The organism is Nostoc sp. ChiQUE02 (assembly GCF_034531305.2).
Lineage (GTDB): Bacteria > Cyanobacteriota > Cyanobacteriia > Cyanobacteriales > Nostocaceae > Nostoc.
Window position 1 is genome coordinate 1897 of record NZ_JAVRBN020000029.1, and the last position, 18983, is coordinate 20879.

Below are 18983 nucleotides of genomic sequence, written 5' to 3' on the forward strand. Positions count from 1 at the left end.
GATGGCTAACGAACCAACACCACTGCTAATAGAAAGAGTTGGGGGGCGTACACAGTCCAAATATAAACCTGGACATTTACCTTGTAACACCATTCTGCGATCGCATTTCACAGATCACAAAGGTTGCAACCGTAGTAAGTTCGCTGATATCTGGTTGCCTGGTGGTACGGTCAAATCCTTGTCAATTCAAGGTGCAGCCATTTTGCAAGGTTTTCCGTCTTGGTATGAGTTCCCGCCTGAGACTGCTACGGCGGGATCAATTATCGGCTATTCTGTCCCTCCCAGTTTCGCAACACAACTATTTATATCTGCACAGAGTAAATTATTAGGAGTGCGTGTATGACTAATCTTGTCCAAAACTTAGAACAGTGCTGGTACATGTCTCCACCTTGGGGTCAACACATCCCGCCCGTGCTAGTCAGCCTGTTAGAGCGAGTCTATGTTAAATCTGCCAAAGCTTTCGGTTATTGCACTGGCGTGGAGTGGTCAGAACATGGCTGGAAATATGAAATCTTCGCTTGTAATACCAATATTACTGTTTTAGGACGTGAAATCATTGCTACAGGCAACTTACAATTAGTTACCAAAGAAAAACCTGTGTTCCGCCTGGGCGAATTAGTCGAGTTTCGGTTTCATGGCGATGGCCCACCGATTCGTATTGTCCAGGGCATTCAACTGATTTGCGATTGCTGGTTCTACTGCATCGAATGGATGTCCCCAGGAATATCTGAAAACGGTGACGCATCTGGCGTTAGCGGAGCGGTAGCGAGTTTTCGAGCGTCAGAGAAAATGGGGCAGGTTTCGTACCCAACCGATCCTCCATCTACGCAGACAAGCACCCCCAAAAAGCCTGCCCCATTTTCTAAGCCGTTCCCCCGTGACGAGCTTTTTACTTTCAGAGATGCGATCGCCCTTGGCGGGGCTTCGCCCATCGCACGAGTGACTTACTATGATTTAGAGAGGGTGCGAGTATGACAGTTTACACTTGATACTACCGTAGTAAAATTGACTAGTTGGAATCGCCGAATAACTCGACTTTAGCCGATAGAAAAACGATATATTATATAATATCAACCCTGTTGAAAATGAAATATTACAAAGAAAATATTCTGGAATTATGACTAAAGTAGAATTTACTATTCCCGTTCATTCTGTTAATAATACCATTAGAGAAGAAGCAGAAACTAAAGCCAAAGAAGCTTATGTGATGACTCTACTTAAATATGGAGAAATTAGCAGTGGTAAGGCTAGTCAATTACTAGGAATTCCTAGACTAGACGTAATAGATTTAATGTCTAAGCATGAAATATCCCTATTTGACGATAGTATGACTTTAGAGGAATTTCAGCAAGAAGTTAATCAAGCAAAAGTGAAATTACAAGGCAATAATCTATGATTGTTGTCTCAGATACAACCCCATTAAGTGAACTTTCTAAAGTTGGTAGATTAGACTTGCTTCAGGCTGTTTTTGGTAGAGTAATAATTCCTCAACAAGTCTATGCAGAATTAACAACGGGGGATCATCCCGCAGTTTTAGCTGTAAAATCAGCCTTATGGCTAGAAGTTATTTCTATAAGTAATAACCAACTCATTGAACAATTACAATTAGAAACCGACTTGGATTTAGGAGAATGTTCGGCAATTATTTTGGCAGAAGAATTAAAAGCAGATCAACTTTTAATTGATGAAAAAGCTGGGAGAAAAGTTGCTATTAGTAGAGGCTTGCCAATTATTGGTTTAGTTGGAGTGATTATCTTAGCAAAAGAGCAAGGTTTGATTGATAATGTCAAGAATATTTTAGATGATTTAATGAGTAAAGGAACAAGAATCAGCCCAAAAATTTATGATTATGCTCTGATTACAGCAAGAGAAATTTAAAACAATCTGACAATGAACCTATCCCCAAGTGACTGGCTAGAAAATATCATCTAGTTACCAGACCGATAAGCCTGACGGCATGGCTACGCTTACCGCCTACAGTAGGACATGAGCTAATGGAGACGCTAGCGCGAACGGCGATCGCATATACGCACTCATCACCATTCATCCCGCAACCACTCTAACCCAATCCTCAAAGCTGCCTCTGCCGTGTAATAAATCTTTTGTTCCCCGAATATCCCACCCGTGCGGCTAATGATGCGAAACTGCCAGCAATGCCCTGGCGTGTAAAAAACCATTAGGATACTGCTGTTCACACAGAGTACCGTATAAACTTTCACTTGGGACATTTACTGCTGTTGTGGGTGTGATGATGTATTTTAATTGTGTGGGATTTCTCACCCAATCAACCCCAAATATCGATGGAATGCTTCAACAGCATTCGCCACACCATCCTCAGCCCTGATTTTCTCACCTAACTCCTGGGCTTTTTTCTGCATCACCTCATCGCCCAGTACGATTTCAATCGCTGCTGCTAAAGTTTTATCTGACACTTTCTTGTACGGTATCGGCGCAGGGCTGACTCCTAACCGAGTTAGCTTTTCACCCCAAATCGGCTGATCTGCAAAAAAGGGTACAGTAATTGATGGTGTCCCCGCACGTAACACTGCTGCCGTTGTACTAGCTCCTCCGTGATGTACTACTGCTGGCACTTGAGGAAATAACCAATCATGGGGAACTTCCTTAATCACAAACACTCGTAGCGAATCTTTTATATTCACTGTTCTTCCAACGTTACCCCAACCTGACAATATAATCCCGCCTTGATGTGTTTTCTTTAAGGCTTCCACGATATAGTGTGTGAGATATTCTGGATTGGGCATTGTCATGCTCCCAAATCCAAAACACAAAGGTAATTGCTTTAGTCCAAGAAAATCTTCTAGTTCCAGGGGTGGCTCGTATTCGGAGGCTTGGTCAATAAACCAAAAACCAGTTACATACACCCATGCAGGCCAGTCACGGGGTCTTGGGATGACGTGCGAACTAAACCCATACAACACAGGGATTCGTGATACATTCGCCGGAGTCTTCTGTCTGAAGCGTCCGCCCAAATATGGCAAGGGTGGCAATTTCAAAGTTTCTGTTCTGAAGTGATTGAGCAGTGGACGATATCTTTGCCAGTGCAAAAACTCTACTAGCAAGTAGCTACCATAGTTTATCGCTTTCTTTAGCGGGTTTTTAGTTATTTGAGCAAATTTTAAAAACCCAAACATCCCTGTAGGAGTCAACGGCAGAACTGATGCAAAAAAGCAAGGTACGCCTAATTTCTCTGCAATGTGATATCCAAAGGTAGCTAACGGCGTGTAGATAATCACCTCACTTCCAACACACGCACTCCAAGCTGACTCCAACTGTTGAAGCAAAAGCTCATCTGCTTCTTCTTTTTTCAACTTTTCTCCCGCAATCAATCGCTGCCCTTGCTTGGATTGCAAAAACTCTTCCATATTGCCAGCGATCGCTGCAAACTTTAAATCGAACTTCCTAACAAATAACTCAAAGTTCTCATGCGTTGCAATCGTTACTTCATGCCCTGCACGCTTCAAGCCAATAGCCAAAGCACAATAGGGTTGCAAGTCTCCCCTTGAACCTACTGTTAGGATCGTAATCTTCAGTTTTCGGCTTGGTTCTATAGGTAGACTTTGGCTCAAATCTTTTTCCTGCTGAAAACTCCAGTATCCAAAAATTGTACTAATTTCTTGTACCTTTGGGCGATAAACCAATACAGTTTAGATCAGCCTGTTTTTCCTCTCCCTGTTCCCTTACCTTCATAGAGGAACTTTCTTAACTGAACCACATTGAGCCAATTGCGTAGGCGCAGCCCGTCGTAGACATCGCTAATACTCTATAAGCTTTAAATTAAACGTTTTCTTGACCAACAATTTCACCAGATTCAGCACTTTCAGACATCCATCAAACTGACGAGAGTTAGCAATTCCCCATATAAATTCACAAGTTAGTCTTCATCTAAGCGTGAGTGCTTTAATGGATGGGCTTTCTGATAATGTGCATACCTAAAATTTTTAAAGTATTGTTGTTATGGCTCATAGAGAGTGATGTTAACTCTTGATCCAACAGATAAAAGCTACCCATAATACTAACCCAATTGTACAGTCCGTTTTTTGGTCTGTTAAGCGTTATTGTCGCACTCCTTCGATTATTTGCTCCTTTAAGTATTAGAATACCACCAAAATTAAAACTACCCGATGCAATTAATTTGCTGCTATTTACACTAGCCATGATATTGGCAAAGGTGTAGCCTAAAAACTTGAGGCTTCCTGCAATACTGGCAGAATTATTGATATTACCATTAGTTCCTTTAGTCAGAGTGACTGTAGCGCCGTTGAAAGCTAAAATGCCAAAATTGAAATTGCTTGTAGCTTGAAATCCGCTCTCGTTCAGGCTGATACCTAACGCGGTGAATTGTTTTCCTAAGAGAGTAACATCGCCTAAACCAAAAACCTTTTTATTGGTTAAATCAAGTTGAAAACTAGGAACATTGAGCTTTATAACATTACCGAGGTTAAGAGCTACATTATTAATTGAAACATTTTGAGTGTTAAATGATAATGTGCCACTACCCAAAGACTGATTAAAAGCAATAATATTTGCCGTTCCTGTTGCGCTTTTATTCTTCAAATTAACTGTGAGGTTCGGAATAGTCAAAGTCAAGAAGCCTGCTAAACTCAGCCGAATATTCATCAAATTGACAGTATTTTGAGTAACATCAAACATAATGCCTGCTAGAGTATTCCCAAAAACTGAAATTGTTCCTAAACCACTACCGCTACCAGATTTTATATCGATACTCAGGGCATCAACATCAATACTCAACAGATTCCCTAAACTCAGGTCAAAGTTTTTAAAGGTAGTATTGGTTGGCGTAATTTTAAATTCAACATTCGCAATTTCGTTGTCAAGAATTTCTAGATAACCATCTCCCTGAAGATACTGCTCACTAGGCGTTACCTTTAAAGATAAATCTAAACTATCGTCATCCGTTCCTTTAATTCTCAGAAATCCTAAATCAATTTCTAGAACTTTTAAGGAACCAGAGATATTATTAAAAGTTTTATCTGCTTGAAGGATTAAGATCGCCTCATGACCCCAAGCATTAAGTTTGCCATTAATTTCTAAACCTTCTGATATCGCTTGAGCCGCAATTACTGTCGGAAAAGGAACATACTTAATTAAAGGATTAATTTTTCCGTCTTCATCCCCATCAATTGATTCGATGTTTAAGTTCACTAAGCCTTCTAAAAGCCCTAGTGCTTTGTTAATTAAATCCGTTGAATAAACTACTTGTTTGCTAAGAAAGGAAGCGACTGGCCCACGCCACAAATCTATTAAGCTAATTACTTGCTTGGGATTTAAAATTAAAGCTAATCTTTCAGGATCATTAGTGTCCATCAGAAAAGCTACCTCAAGGTCTATTTTTTCCCATTTCAAATCACCAATAAAGCCAAAGTTATCAAAGTAAGGAGGTAAATACGTTCCGCCTCCTTGAAACCTGATATTGCGAAGTTCAGTTCCTACCAATCCATAGGGATTAAACCAAGATTTTTCACCTTGTTGACAAAAGTATGCTGTTAAAGATTCGGGTTCTAGAGAAAGACTACCAGAGAGAAATAACTTAGGTTCTTTTTCTTGTGTGAGATCGTAGCCTTGAAGAATTAAATTTCCTGTTAATCCAAAGTTTGGCTCTAAATCAGCACCAATATTTAACCCGATGAGCAAGTTTTTAAAAATCGCCTTAAATTGTTGCTGGGAAAATAGCTGAATCTCGTCTGCAATATTACCTGTTAAGCTAACCTGTCCTGCCGGATTAAAGTTAATTATCGCTCCTAAGCACCCAATTCCTAAGCTTCGATGAATAAAACTGCTCAAATTCGTCTGGAGATTATTGAAATCAATATTTCCAATAAAGTTGAATCCTCTGCTTAAGTTAATACAACCTAACTTTGAATGTATAAAAGAATGCCCAACATCAGTAACAATTAGCTCTGGCTCACTTAATTTTAAATCGTTGATAATAGGAAATTTACTAGCTATGTTGCTAAAAATAAAATCTTCATTTAATTTCAATTTTAATGTAGTTTGCTTGCCAAAAAATAATTCAATACCTTGGTTATTTAGTAATCCTTTAAAGCGGAGTTCGACTTCTTGAGAAGTTTTATGAATTTTATATTTGAGTGAAGATATTCTAATTTCAGGTTTGCCAAATACTTCAACAATGATTCTATCGAGTGCCACATTTATGTATGGAACTGTACTATTAATGCTAAAAAGTTTGTCTAAATTTAACTGCAAATCCTGGTCAAAATCTAAATAAGTTCCTGAACTTGAGAAGACTAAATTTACATCCTCTGACAGTCCAAGTTTTAATTTGATAGCATTAGGTAAGGTGATTCCTGTTAAATCAATGCTATTAGTCATAAGTCACCACTGGCTGAAGCCACCATTTTACAGTCAGGACTGAAGACAACTTGCCAATCTTCGGCTTAATCTCCTTTGAGAATTTGCAGTACAGGCTGATTACACTGCCATATCTAAGCAATTTTATCAACATTAGCGATCGCTAGCTACAACCACGCCTCGTTGATTAGGACTGCCCTGTGCCACCAACAACTAACGGTTTGCTGGGCGTAGCTAGGGTTATCCCTCTCCTCTACCGATGCGTAAAAAGCATCCATATCTAACACTCAATCTGCGATCTTCAATCTCCAATCTTCTCGGTCAAAACCACAAAACAGTATTGACGTACAGTTATGAGGAAAGAAGCGATCGCTGGAAGCCATCTATGCTCCTATTATGCTAAGGCATCTACCCGAAAAAGAAATTTGTATCGAAAAAGATAAATTCTTCAGCAAGGGACTCGTATTTTCCATCGATTTGGTGTACCTTATTAATTCCGTGCAAATTATTTATACCTAATTTCTCCGAACTTTACTCAGACAATTTTTAAGCCAATGCCTTTGAGGGAACAGCCAATGAAAACTTCTAATGATATAGATACCAAGAAGATCATCAAAAAATCCGACAAGCTTACCCTGAGACAGATGAAGCTAATCGAGGAGGCTGAAGACCAACTTCTTCAAGCTAATACTGACAATTCTACTGCCCCTGTGGTTGAGATTGAGGAGAAACCAGTAGCGATTTCAGAGCCTAGAGTTCCTGACTATATTCCATTGCTTGACAATCCTCCAGTACAGTCTGTGGGCAATTCCGGCTGGCAGGTTTCTGATGTCTGGCGGGATATTCGGGTAGATGATTTTTGTAGTTAATTTAAAGCAGGCAATTTGTATTCCCAGACGGTTGACCATCAAGGCGGTTGCATTTATCCACGATCCGAATGTCAGAGATTGAGGAACAGGCACGAAGTAAGGGAGAAAAGTTTTCCTGAATGCATTCTTGTGCAGCAATACCTCAATACTTCGTTAAAACGATAATATGCAACCGCCTGAGCAATTTTTGTAAACTATCTTTGCACCAAGTCAAAGCTATAGTTGCATTGTGCCTATAATAAGTTACGGCTAACTATAACTGGAAGTTAGCACCCTGTAAATGGTTATCGCTTGGATTACGCATCAAAAGCGATACCAAAGACAAGCAAAATTTATCGGCAGCGCAATAGTTTCTACTCCGTTGCCAACATGCACCCAGAGCGATCGCATGTTGGTGAAAGTGTTATGTATCAAGGAAAGTAGTTTTTATCGTAGTTTATGTCGGATAAAAGATAAGGGTACGTTATTTTGTCTTCACACCGCGATCGTGTATACTGTCACTGTAAGCATAAGATGAGCAAGTTGCTCGCTTTATGGTTTCAAAACAGGTCGCTCGTTTGGTTGGTCGTGGATGCCAGAATAACTCCTTACCCCAAAGTATTGAGGGGATACTCCTCGCTTCTGGTCGTGACCAAAAGCTATGCTCTCCTGCTAGAAATGGCTGCTCGTTTGTGGCTACCTCCTTCACCAGCAGCTTCATCAGTTTCTTTCTAGGTGGACGACTATCATGCAGCGCTGCATAAATACTCGAGCATTGGCGTCGAAATACTGGGCTTTGAGACAAGCTGACAAATGATGGGATACTTGGACTTGTCAATACTGCATCCATCAATTCAAATACTGCGTCTTTAGCCAAGCCCAGACAATCATACAGGGCTTGGTGGAATTTTTCTAATTGTGTCAGTATCATAGCTGTCAATGATTTATTAACAATATCCATTGACTTTACGGCAGTCAGTGTCATTACTGACTGCTTTTCTCTAGCTCTTTAGTCCAAAGACTAATCCAATCATTAAAACCTTCTACGACCGATTAAGGGCTGCGGGCAAGCCCATGAAAGTAGCACGTTGTGCGGCTGCACGAAAATTATTGCACATTGCTTGGGCTGTTGTTACAAAGAGGCAGCCGTTTGACCAAAACTACGCGTTGAAACAGCAATGCGCTTGACAAGTGAGTACGGTATCTACGCTATATCTACGCCTACTTTTAAAACATTATCACCTACTTTGACTCCATCAACAGTAATATATTTAGAACTATTAGCTTCTATCTCATAAGAGGTATTCTTCAAGTTAAAATCTAGTTCTTAAGAAAGGTGGTTTTAGCGGCAATATTGCTTCTAATAGGTTAATTAACTTCCTCTATAAATGAAAGTTAATTACTACTCTTTATATACTTGTATCAATTTAAATCAAGGGTAAAGCCATGTTGAGAATGGATAAAATTACTTCTACTAATCACGACCTTTTTAAAGGTTTGAATGAAGAAGATTGCGAAATTATTACTGGCGGACAGAAGAAGTTCACTATTAGCAACCCTACCAATTATAATGTAGGCTACACTATAGATGGTGTGCCACGGACACAAAAACCCAATGAGATATTAAATTTGACAGCGAAAGAAGGAATCCTTGCATTTGATAGTAATGTAAAAGAGGATGTAAGAGTCAATAGATCATACACTTTGTCAGATGGAAAAAAATATGAATTTCAAAACGATCCATATAGTATAGATCTCGTAAGTGTCTAGCTAGTTTTCTCTACCGTGTAGTACCATCAAGCCAAGCGTTCGCTGCCGATAGTCAAGGCGTCTTTCCTTCCAGAATTCAAGAACTCGTTGCAATTAGGTGGCGCAGTGGAGTGCTGGGCAGGGCTTTTATAACCAAGACATCCCCAAGAGTTAACTATTGCCCCGTCCCAGCATCGCCTAATTGAGCGACGAGTCACCGACTAAAATCACGCCCCGTTGCTTTTGCTCCAATATCTCTTGCTACTGCTCACTATCAATAAATGTGATTGCCCCAATCAGCATAGAGGCATTTATTGCTTGACTTAAAATTTTAAATAATATTGCATTTTTTATTGATTTTTTAGCAGAGACTTTTAATTCTTGATATCGGTTGTCTATTTTCCCTAAAGGTATAGACCATTAGTGTTTATTTAGAATTTCTATAGTTTTAAAATACGCTCTAGAATATTTTGTATTGGCACTTTGTTCTAGATATTAGAAGTTATTTACCAACAATATTTTTTCAATTAATTCCCTATAATTTTGGAGTAGCTAAGAGGGGAAAAAGACTCTTTCCGCTTAATTAGAAAACTAAAATAAACTCAATCAAATAGACAGTTTTCTAATTAACTTAAAGAATCTATAACTTTTCTTTTATAAAGATTTCGCTGTTTTACAGCAAACTTTCTATATTAATTCAAGAAAAAAATTATGTTTACAAAAAACTCTGTAGTACTTTGTGGATCTTTAGTTGCAATCCTTAGCTCACTTTTTGTTCAATTACCAGGACACGCAGAATCATTTTCAAAAATCCGTTTTTGTAATAGTGATAAAGATAGAGAAAAATTATATGTAGCTTATCTCTCTTATGATGCCCAAAACGGCTGGGAATCTCACGGTTGGTATACACAATCGGTAAATTGCAGACAAATTCAGTTCACCGTCATAAGTAATACTGCTTTTAACCAACTAATGGATGCTCTTCGCCGTAGCTGGCCCAAATATCTTGAATTTCTAGCTCAGACAGTGCCTCAAAACTACTTCACATCTGCCCAAGCTAGTCAGATTATTAAGGAGATGAATTTTGGAGATCAGCAGGTTAAGGCGGCAGTGATGCTATATCCACAAGTTGTGGATCGTGGCAACTGGTTTATTGTGGATCAAGCTATTACTTTCGAGAGTGATCGCCAGGAACTGCGCCGTCAGCTTGGTAATTTTGAACCAACTCCTGATTCAAAACCTGCATCACCTCCTGATTCAAAACCTGCATCACCTCCTGATTCAAAACCTGCATCACCTCCTGATTCAAGACCTGCATCACCTCCTGATTCAAGACCTTAAACTTGGTAGCCACGGGACATAGGGGAATGGCACTAAGTTAAGCTAAAACGCCCACTATATGGATGCCTAAGCGTCTTGTCCACTTTTGGTGATCATGTTTGGGGATGCTCTTAGTTGAGCGATGGCGTACCCGCCCACCAGAGGTGATCGCAAAAATACAGTTTACTTTTCACCCTCACCTGCCCGCGCTTTATATAGCCAGCAAGAACCGTCACTCAAGTAAATCTATCCCGGCGCGAGCGACCGTAAAGAAAGCCGTTTCAACATCTTTAATCGGTTGATGTGACCTTCAACAGGGCCATTGCTCACTGAAAGCGTTACACCGGCTTTGACAGCATCATAGTCTTCATACAAACTTTTAGCAAAGTTGTGAAAAGGAGAAAGAATGCTATTCTCCGTCTGCCAAAAATCAAGTTGTTCAGGTTGTCGAGTACGCACCAGTTAATGAGAATTGCTGAGTCTAAACACCAATTTAAAGATCCCAGCAAAAAATCCAATCGTCTTCTTTATCAGCTCACCTTTAAACATCGAAAGCCTGCTGATAGGACTACTGGATTGGATTGATACAGAAGCATCGTCACCTTCAGGTAAACCATTAATACCAACAAAGTTTAGCAGTGATGAAGGTTGGCGGTAGTTATATAACCTCTTCTACTACTTTGGAAATACTCCTCCAACTTTTGCTGATATTGCTTCATATTGATTAATTTTGCCTATATTAAGATGTTAGAGCAGTTTTACAGTTGTGGCAGTCAGCACAATACTCATAAATCAGTTTCTACCTTATGTAAGAGGTTTGAGTGTTGCTAACACATGAAAATTTTAAGGTAAGAGTTAAGAGAATTTTGTATTTGTTTTCGCTTCAGCAAGGCAGGGCTGTTTCATTCGCTCAGATAAGGATTTGTCAAGAGTGTCAGCCAAAAAAATTAGTGAGTTGGCAATCGAAAAATTACTACTCCAACCAGTAAATTTAAGTGCGTTTGTGAAGCCCTGCCGTTCGTGATAGTGTCTCTGAGAGAGAAGGTATCGCCTGGTTTTTGATCCAATTAGATTATTTAACGACCTGATTTTTTTAGCTGATACGGTTGTAAATTAAGGTCTTTTAGGGAATGAAACAGCTCTGTTTCAGCAAGGGGGTAATAATCAATTCACTATTTTCATTGGTCAGTTATTAGTGACAACTCTATTCCGTTTTTCTTATAAATATTGCTAACTTATACTTTTACAAAAGTAAACACTTCCCTAAATAGAAATTAAAATGTCCAACAAAATTAGCTTAAATGAATTTATTGCCCAAGTAAAAGAGGACTTAAAACCGACAGAAGATACACCAATATTTTTTTTAGAAAAAGCAGAATTAGAGATTAATGTAGCAGTTTCAAAAGAGGGATCTCTTGAAGGTGAAGTAAAGGGAACATCTGATTTAAAAATTAGTGTTCTAGGAGTAGATTTTTTCAAAATGGGCGAATTACAAGCTAGTGGGAAAGCATCTGGAAAACTAGAGCGCAAAGATATACATACTATAAAAGTCACCCTTGTACCAATTTTTAGTAATGAGGAGATCAAGAGTAGTTTAACCGAAGATCAACTTGTAGAAATAAAAAGAGGTATCAAGAGAAAAATAATGCGTGGAGAACAGGAGGATAGTAATTCTAATTTCAGCGAAACAGAACTAGAAGAAAGCAATAAAGCTACTAAAAACAAGAAAACGCGTGGATAAGAAAGTAAAGATGAAATTTCAATGTCTAAGAAAAAAATACTAATTTTAACAGCCAGCCCAGAAAATCATCTAAGGTTGCGGGTAGATAAAGAAATCAAAGCAATCGAGCAAGAATTAGATCGCTCTAAAAATCGCGATAACTTTGAAATTGTTTTTAAATTGGCAGTGACCCCTAGTGACTTAATTCGGGTTCTAGAAGCCGAAAAACCAGAAATTGTCCATTTTTCTGGACATGGAAAGGAAGCAGGTTTATTTTTCGAGAATGAAGCAGGACAGTCTCAGCTAGTGAGTGCAGAAGCCCTAGTAAAACTATTTGAGAAATTTAGGAATGAAGTTCAGTGTGTTCTCTTAAATGCTTGCTATTCCGAATTTCAAGCTGAGGCAATCAATGAATATATCAATTACGTAATTGGCATCAAAAATCAGATTGAGGACACAGCAGCCATTAAATTTGCGGTCGGTTTTTATGGTGCCCTAATCGCTGGCCGTACCTATAAAGATGCCTGTGACTTCGGTTGTATTGCCCTCGATTTGGAGGGAATATCGGATGATTTGATAGTATTTTGGAATAATACCCAACTCAAATTACGCCTGCCTGAGAATCCCCCGACTAATCACCACTACCTAGATATTATTAACGCTCTAAAAAGCGGACTATTAGTTCCCTTCATTGGTCCGGGGTTCAACTTATTTGATGACCAGTTAACAAATCCAAGACTTAGTGAGATTGAACTAGTAGATTACTTAGCCCAAGATTTCGGTTCTCCCTATAAAAATTTAGTGGGGGCCCCCTGCCCACTCTGCCTTGTCAGTGCAGATGATCTGCCCACAGATTGCCCTGTCAAGAAAGCCCTACTACAAGGTAATACTACAGCTTGTGCACTCGCTAATGAACAAGCACTGGCCATTGCGAAGATGAATCTTCAGTGCCTTGCCCAATATATCCAACTCACCTACGGCATCAAGAATGTTTACGAAAGATTGTACGAAGTGTTGAGAGGGAGATACAGTCCTAGTCGATTTTATCTGTTCTTGGCTAATCTCCCTGGAAAAATGAAAGAGAAGCAATATCCTTTGCCTTACCAGTTAATCGTAACTACCAATTACGATGATATGTTAGAACGGGCTTTTAGAGCAGCTAATCAACCATTTGATTTAGTGTTCTATGTAGCGGAAGGTGAAGAAACACGTGGTCGATTCAAATATAAGCCGTTTGAAGAGAAAGCCCGTCCCATTGACAAGCCCAATCAATTGGAAGTCATCGGTAAAGCAAAAGATTGTCCGGTTATTCTCAAGCTCTATGGCGTAGTTGACTTAATTGAGAGTCAACAGTGCAATTTTGTCATTACTGAAGATCATCATATCAATTATTTAGTCTACCGAGAGATTGGACAATTGCTACCTAAGGATGTTTTGGAAATTTTATGGGAAAGTCACAATATCTTGTTTATGGGCTATAACCCCAGCGATCCGGATCTGCGCGTTATCATCAATCGAATCTGGGGAAAACGGGTAGTTGGGCAAAAATCTTGGATGATCCATCAATCAAAGCCAGGGGAACTAGATAAAACCTTTTGGAATAGGCGACAGGTAGAACTGATCGATAGCCGCTTAGAAGATTACTGTACTGACTTAGCCAATGGGATAGAAAATTTGCCACCCAAGAAGTCCCTGTATCAGCTTTGGAGTTAATTCTATGGATGAAGTACCTTACCTGGGTTTAAATCCATTTTCAGAAAAAGACGCACCATTCTTTTTTGGACGGGATGAGCAAAAAAGAGCGATCGCCAGAAATCTTAGGGTTTCACGCCTGACAGTCCTGCTGGGGGAAAGTGGAGTCGGCAAGAGTTCCATTCTGCAAGCTGGTGTTGTTCCTCAGTTCCACCGAGATGTCGAACAAAATCGACAAGAACATGATGGTAAGCCTCAGTGGGCTGTGGTTGTGTTCAATGCCTGGCACAGTGATAATCCACTTGAACTGGTAGTAAACGAGATTCGGAATTCCGTAGCCGCAGCGCTAAAAATTGACCCGACTAGTTTGAAAGATGAGGCAACAATCACCGAAAGTCTGCAAACCTGGACAGAGATGTTGAGTGGAGAACCACAAAGAGGTCAAATTTTCATTATTCTCGACCAATTTGAGGAATATTTTCAGTATCATTCACAGGAGTCTGGAGAAGGAACCTTCGCCGATGAGTTTCCCCGATGGGTCAATCATCCCAGCTTGTCGATCAATTTCCTGATTGCTATGCGCCAGGATGCTCTAGCCAAACTCAATCACTTCCAGGGGCGAATTATCAATATATTTGACAATCAACTGCTACTCCAGCGCCTTGACCGACTTTCAGCACGAGACGCAATTGTCAAGCCAATTGGGCAATACAACCTGCAACAGATTATCACCAACCATTTGATGACCTCGCGACTAACCCTGCTCTCCACAGCTAGCATGGAAAAAAGTCGCATCCTCAAGTATGGTATTGCCCATCGCTTGCAGCAGATTGCCCAGCAAAATCTACACAATCAGGGCATAGCCCAAATAGCTACTGTTATTTTTCATTCCTGGCGCGGTAATCCGGTTGTTAATTTAAAACAGCAGCTAGCCAGAGAGATCACAACACTCTTTCCTAATATTCAAGTTCCTCAAGTCGGGGCTTCATTGGCTCAAACTTTACAGGAGTGGGCGGAGCATATTGGTGGAAAACAAGGAAAGGGTAAACTTTTTATCATCCTTGACCAATTTGAAGAGTATTTTCAGTATCAGCAGCCGGACATGGGAGAAGGAAGCTTTGTTGCCGAATTTGCCCATGCGGTCAATAGTTCGGAACTGCCTGTCCATTTCTTGATTGCTATCCGTGATGAGGAATTAAGCCTGCTCAAATATTTTGAACAGCGCATCCCTGGTATTTTTGACAACCCCTTGCAGATTAAACAACTAGAGGAAGACTCAGAGATTGCTGATTTAGTCAAACCGATTGAAGAACCAAGCGACCAAACCAGCCAGGCGATCGCGATCGAACCCGAACTAGTTGAGGAGGTCTTAAATCAGGTTCAGGTGGGTATGGTTTCTCTCATCGAAACCGATCAGGGTAGGATAAGTATTCCTTCTACCTCCCAGGGAAATGTAGAAATTGAAGCTCCCTTTTTAGAGCTGGTAATGGAGCGCCTCTGGAAAGAAGAGATCGGCAAAAAAGGCTCACGCTGCCTAAGATTAGAGACACTGAATCAATTCAGCATTCCAGAGAAGAACATAACTGGTGCCCAAAGGATCGCCAACGAGCATCTCAGTGAACAGATGAATATTCTTTCAGACAGAGAACGGAATGCTATGGCAACTGTCTTTAAATACTTAGTGAGTGCAGGAGGGACTAAGATTGCTTATCCTTTACTCGACCTACCGGAGACTACTGGGCTTAACGAAGGTGAACTCATATCGGTGCTAGACAAACTCGACAGACAACGCATCTTGCGTACAGTCAAAGCTCCTAATCATTTAGATATAAAACGCTATGAGATTTTTCACGACATTATAGCTTTACCGATTTTAAAATGGCGTGACCGATACTTACTGGAAAAAAGACTCAAAGAAGAAAAAGAAAAAGGAAAACAGAAAGCAGAAAAACAGATTCGGAGAGGCAGTTTAATTGGGGGAGAAATTGTATTATTCAGCATTATTATGTCAGCATTGTTTTTTCACGTAAGTAATCATATACATCAATTATTAGTAGTGAAGACTAAGATAGAACAAGCTTTGGATACTTATAATCCTCAATCCTCTCGACCCTCTGGACAGATTGTTGGATTAATTAACACAATCCAGGCAGGAAATAGGTTCTCAACTTTATTAAAAAATCCATTACTCACTTGGAACCCTTTCCTCGCACCTTCAATTAAGGAGTATAAAAATAACTCAATCCAAGTCTTACAAACAATTTTGAATAACATCCACGAAAAAAATAACCTGATTCTCCACCCAATGCCTCAGAGTGACATGTATAGTCTGAGTTTCAGTCTGGATAGGAAGCTCATAGCTACTGGCTTCGCCGACGGCACTGTCCGTCTGTGGACGCTACAGGGTCAGCAAAAAAATCAATTCCCGGTTCCCGGAGGTAGAGTCTTGAGCCTCAGCTTCAGCCCTGATGGAAAGCTCTTAGCCACTAGCTCTGATGATGGCATTGTCCGCCTGTGGACCTTACATGGTCAACAAAAAAATCAATTCCAAGTTCCAGGAAATAAAGTCTTAAGCCTCAACTTCAGCCCTGATGGAAAGCTCTTAGCCACTGGCTCCGTTGACGGCACTGTCCGGCTGTGGACTATACAGGGTGAGAAACAAGAAGAATTTCAAGTCTCTCAAGATCCAGTTTATAGCCTCAGCTTTAGCCCTGATGGGAAGCTTTTAGCTACTGGCTCCCAAAGTGGTGCTGTCCGCCTGTGGGATTTCCAAAACCTCCAACCTCCCAAGGCTCTTCTAACTTTGCCAAATCTGGGTAGTGTTTGGAGCCTCAGTTTCAGCCCTGATGGGAAGCTCTTAGCCACTGGTTTCGTTGACGACACTGTCCGCTTGTGGACTATACAGGGTGAGAAACAAGAAGAATTTCCAGGCTACATAGGTCGAATGCCAGTATTGAGCATCAGTTTCAATCCCCATCAGAATATTCTAATTGCTGGTTACGACAAAGGGATTGTCCGTTTCTGGGATATTTCGGGTGAGAAACAACAGGTTAGTGACAACTTAGATAACTTGGTAGCAAGTGGTTGTGATTGGCTTCAGGACTATCTCGCAACCCATCCTGATGCCAAAAAGAATTTATCATTCTGTCAACCTAAATAGGAGTTTTGACTAATGGAATCAAAACATAATGAATGGAAAGATTTGCAAATTTTTACAGTAACAATAGTTGCTATGATTTTTAGTTCTGCTGTAGTTGAGGCTGCAAGCATTTCAGAGTCAAACATAGAAGAGCGGTTACTGAAGGTGAGAAAACATATACAGCAGAGAGGAGAAGAATTCATAGACTCGTATTGCACTGTATCTTCACGGCAAGATTATCTAGAGGGTAAAGATATTTTTTTAGGCGCATCGGCAATGTCCCCTCCCCCACCTCCCCCATGGAACAAGTAAGTAGCCCGAACCGTGCAAACTATAACGTCTAAAAATTTGGTGACGAAATCCATGCAAGACGCTAACATTGTACCCGTCAAACTCTTCATCATTCAACCCACTCCCTTCTGTAATCTAGATTGCGATTACTGCTATCTACCCAATCGCCAATCTAAAGCTCAGATGTCACTCGATTTACTCGAACCAATCTTTAAAAATTTGTTTCACAGCCAATTAATTGATCACGAATTTACTGTGATTTGGCACGCAGGTGAACCCTTGTCTATGCCGGTCGCTTTTTATCATGCGGCATTTCAAATTATTAATAACCTCAATCAAGACTTCAACCAAAATCGCTGCACCATATATCAGTCCATTCAAACTAATGGAACACTCATTAATCAAGATTGGTGTGATTTGATTAAAAGCTATCAAGTGCAGATGGGTATTAGCCTTGATGGTCTGGATTTTATCCATGATGCTCACCGCAAGACTAGGAAAGGCTTGGGTACTCATGCCAGCACAATGAGAGGAATATCACTGCTCAAAGCAAATAATATTGACTTTCGTGTAATTGCTGTACTGACTAAAGACTCTTTAGATTATCCAGAAGAGATGTTCAATTTCTTCATGGAAAATGGCATTAAAAAAGTGGGATTTAATATTGACGAAAAAATAGGCGCTCATGAATCATCATCTTTTGAGACTTTGGGCATAGAAGAACGCTACCGTAATTTTATGGTACGTTTTTATGAATTAGTAAAAAGCACAAATTGGGATTTAAAAGTTAGAGAGTTTGAGAAGCTTAAAAGTAAGATTTGTTACGGAATATCCAAAGAAATAAAAGAACAGTTTACACCTTTCATAATCATCAGCATAGACTATCAAGGTAATTTTTCCACATTCTCGCCAGAACTTTTATCTATGAAAAGTTCTACTTATGGTGATTTTATTTTGGGTAATGTGAAACATGACACGTTTGAATCAGCTTGTGAAACAGATCGATTTCAGAGAATCAATCAAGATATTCAAGCAGGGGTAGATTTGTGTCAGCATACCTGTCCATATTTCTCTGTCTGTGGAGGTGGCTCTCCTGCTAATAAATACTTTGAAAATGGCTTTTTTGACTCGTCTGAAACGATGTATTGCAGATACTCAACAAAGATTTTAACAGATATCATTCTGGAGGATATTGAAAATTCTCTAGAGTTACAAGAAATACATTGAAATTCCTGATTGTCTAATTAGCATTTCTGATTTCAATACGGTTCGGTTAACAAATTTATCTGTTGAGGTGTATTGGTGCTGAAGGCAGGGCTGTTTCGTTCCCTCCAAAGCTCACAATGTCAAAGGTTTCCGGATCATGATCACTTTGATTTTCCTGGAAAAAAGGGGAATTTTCCAGTTCTAAATGTGGGTTTTCCATCAGTTATGTCCTCAAAGACATCGCCAATGATATTGACAAATGCCATCTCCATATCGAATGAAACAGCCCTGCTGTTTCCCCTGCTCATTTAATGACAATCTCACTTTTTCGCGTTGCTCCCTACGATTACTGACTTTGCCGATGGAGCAGATTTATTTGCATTGTCAGGTGGATTGAGCTTTGGGCAGCTCACTATCAGTACAGAGTGAACTGTCCGATTATGGCGGCTTTTTACGGAGAGTTAGTTCACTTACCCAAGATTTGTAGACATTTTCAACAATTCACCTCAGTACCAAGATTGAGAAGCATTCTAGTGCTTCGCCACACAAACTTTGCGTGGTGGCAAGCTCTTGGGCAGAGGTGCCCAGGGGCAGAGGGGAAAGAACTTGTACAAATCTCTCCCCTGCTCCCCTGCACAAGCGCCGACCTCCACAAGCGCATTTTTGG

18 protein-coding genes and 1 pseudogene are annotated in these 18983 nt (G+C 40.1%); 12 read left to right on the forward strand and 7 right to left on the reverse strand.

Features of this window, described 5'->3' with window-relative positions; all coding sequences use genetic code 11:
• From RM347_RS24775 to RM347_RS24790, 4 genes are all read left to right on the forward strand, one after another.
• On the forward strand, positions 1-343 hold a 343-nt coding region (locus tag RM347_RS24775), incomplete at its 5' end, for a DNA cytosine methyltransferase (protein WP_428850610.1).
• Positions 340-975, forward strand: a complete 636-nt coding sequence (locus RM347_RS24780; protein ID WP_322716382.1) for a DUF1392 family protein — start codon at positions 340-342, stop codon at positions 973-975. The genes RM347_RS24775 and RM347_RS24780, both read left to right, overlap by 4 nt.
• A 142-nt stretch (positions 976-1117) precedes the next feature.
• Positions 1118-1396, forward strand: coding sequence for a UPF0175 family protein (locus tag RM347_RS24785; RefSeq protein ID WP_104902113.1), 279 nt, complete (start codon positions 1118-1120; stop codon positions 1394-1396).
• Positions 1393-1878: a DUF3368 domain-containing protein gene (locus tag RM347_RS24790; protein ID WP_179069695.1), complete on the forward strand. Its 486-nt coding sequence runs from the start codon at positions 1393-1395 to the stop codon at positions 1876-1878. The genes RM347_RS24785 and RM347_RS24790 overlap by 4 nt, the downstream gene beginning before the upstream one ends.
• A 46-nt stretch (positions 1879-1924) precedes the next feature.
• Here the strand turns inward: RM347_RS24790 and RM347_RS24795 are convergent, their stop codons facing one another.
• The 4 genes from RM347_RS24795 to RM347_RS24810 all read right to left on the reverse strand — a co-directional run bounded on the left by RM347_RS24795 (position 1925) and on the right by RM347_RS24810 (position 6372).
• Positions 1925-2047 carry a hypothetical protein gene (locus tag RM347_RS24795; protein WP_292697131.1) on the reverse strand — a complete coding sequence of 41 codons (123 nt, stop codon included), beginning with the start codon at positions 2045-2047 and terminating at the stop codon, positions 1925-1927.
• Positions 2037-2177, reverse strand: coding sequence for a hypothetical protein (locus RM347_RS24800; RefSeq protein ID WP_414518191.1), 141 nt, complete (start codon positions 2175-2177; stop codon positions 2037-2039). The genes RM347_RS24795 and RM347_RS24800 overlap by 11 nt, the downstream gene beginning before the upstream one ends.
• A gap of 99 nt (positions 2178-2276) precedes the next feature.
• Positions 2277-3659 (reverse strand): glycosyltransferase, encoded by a 1383-nt coding sequence (locus RM347_RS24805; protein ID WP_322716384.1) that lies wholly within the window; start codon positions 3657-3659, stop codon positions 2277-2279.
• A 259-nt stretch (positions 3660-3918) separates the two neighbouring features.
• On the reverse strand, positions 3919-6372 hold the full coding sequence (locus tag RM347_RS24810) for a hypothetical protein (protein ID WP_322716385.1): 2454 nt from the start codon (positions 6370-6372) through the stop codon (positions 3919-3921).
• A gap of 554 nt (positions 6373-6926) precedes the next feature.
• Here RM347_RS24810 and RM347_RS24815 point away from each other — a divergent pair.
• Positions 6927-7220 (forward strand): hypothetical protein, encoded by a 294-nt coding sequence (locus RM347_RS24815; RefSeq protein ID WP_322716386.1) that lies wholly within the window; start codon positions 6927-6929, stop codon positions 7218-7220.
• A gap of 463 nt (positions 7221-7683) precedes the next feature.
• Here the strand turns inward: RM347_RS24815 and RM347_RS24820 are convergent, their stop codons facing one another.
• On the reverse strand, positions 7684-8184 hold the full coding sequence (locus RM347_RS24820; RefSeq protein ID WP_322716387.1) for a hypothetical protein: 501 nt from the start codon (positions 8182-8184) through the stop codon (positions 7684-7686).
• A 461-nt stretch (positions 8185-8645) separates the two neighbouring features.
• Between RM347_RS24820 and RM347_RS24825 the strand changes: the two genes are divergently transcribed.
• Positions 8646-8969 (forward strand): hypothetical protein, encoded by a 324-nt coding sequence (locus tag RM347_RS24825; RefSeq protein ID WP_322716388.1) that lies wholly within the window; start codon positions 8646-8648, stop codon positions 8967-8969.
• A 690-nt stretch (positions 8970-9659) separates the two neighbouring features.
• Entirely contained in the window at positions 9660-10289 is a 630-nt protein-coding gene (locus RM347_RS24830) for a DUF4476 domain-containing protein (RefSeq protein ID WP_322716389.1), read from the forward strand.
• Between the two features lie 215 nt (positions 10290-10504).
• On the opposite strand, the pseudogene RM347_RS24835 reads toward RM347_RS24830, so the two are convergent.
• Positions 10505-10730, reverse strand: a pseudogene (locus RM347_RS24835) (transposase); the annotation flags it as partial.
• An 817-nt stretch (positions 10731-11547) separates the two neighbouring features.
• Between RM347_RS24835 and RM347_RS24840 the strand changes: the two are divergent.
• The 5 genes from RM347_RS24840 to grrM are packed head-to-tail and all read left to right on the forward strand — an operon-like array spanning position 11548 to position 18337.
• Complete coding sequence (locus RM347_RS24840; protein ID WP_322716391.1) at positions 11548-12009, forward strand: trypco2 family protein; 462 nt, start codon at positions 11548-11550, stop codon at positions 12007-12009.
• 21 nt (positions 12010-12030) lie between these two features.
• Positions 12031-13701: an SIR2 family protein gene (locus RM347_RS24845; RefSeq protein WP_322716392.1), complete on the forward strand. Its 1671-nt coding sequence runs from the start codon at positions 12031-12033 to the stop codon at positions 13699-13701.
• 4 nt (positions 13702-13705) lie between these two features.
• Positions 13706-16840 (forward strand): NACHT and WD repeat domain-containing protein, encoded by a 3135-nt coding sequence (locus RM347_RS24850; protein WP_322716393.1) that lies wholly within the window; start codon positions 13706-13708, stop codon positions 16838-16840.
• A gap of 12 nt (positions 16841-16852) precedes the next feature.
• Positions 16853-17131 (forward strand): hypothetical protein, encoded by a 279-nt coding sequence (locus tag RM347_RS24855; protein WP_322716394.1) that lies wholly within the window; start codon positions 16853-16855, stop codon positions 17129-17131.
• A gap of 51 nt (positions 17132-17182) precedes the next feature.
• On the forward strand, positions 17183-18337 hold the full coding sequence (gene grrM / locus RM347_RS24860; RefSeq protein ID WP_322716395.1) for a cyclophane-forming radical SAM/SPASM peptide maturase GrrM/OscB: 1155 nt from the start codon (positions 17183-17185) through the stop codon (positions 18335-18337).
• Positions 18338-18392: 55 nt separating this feature from the next.
• On the opposite strand, the gene RM347_RS24865 is transcribed toward grrM, so the two are convergent.
• Entirely contained in the window at positions 18393-18536 is a 144-nt protein-coding gene (locus RM347_RS24865; protein ID WP_322716396.1) for a hypothetical protein, read from the reverse strand.
• Between the last annotated feature and the right edge of the window lie 447 nt (positions 18537-18983).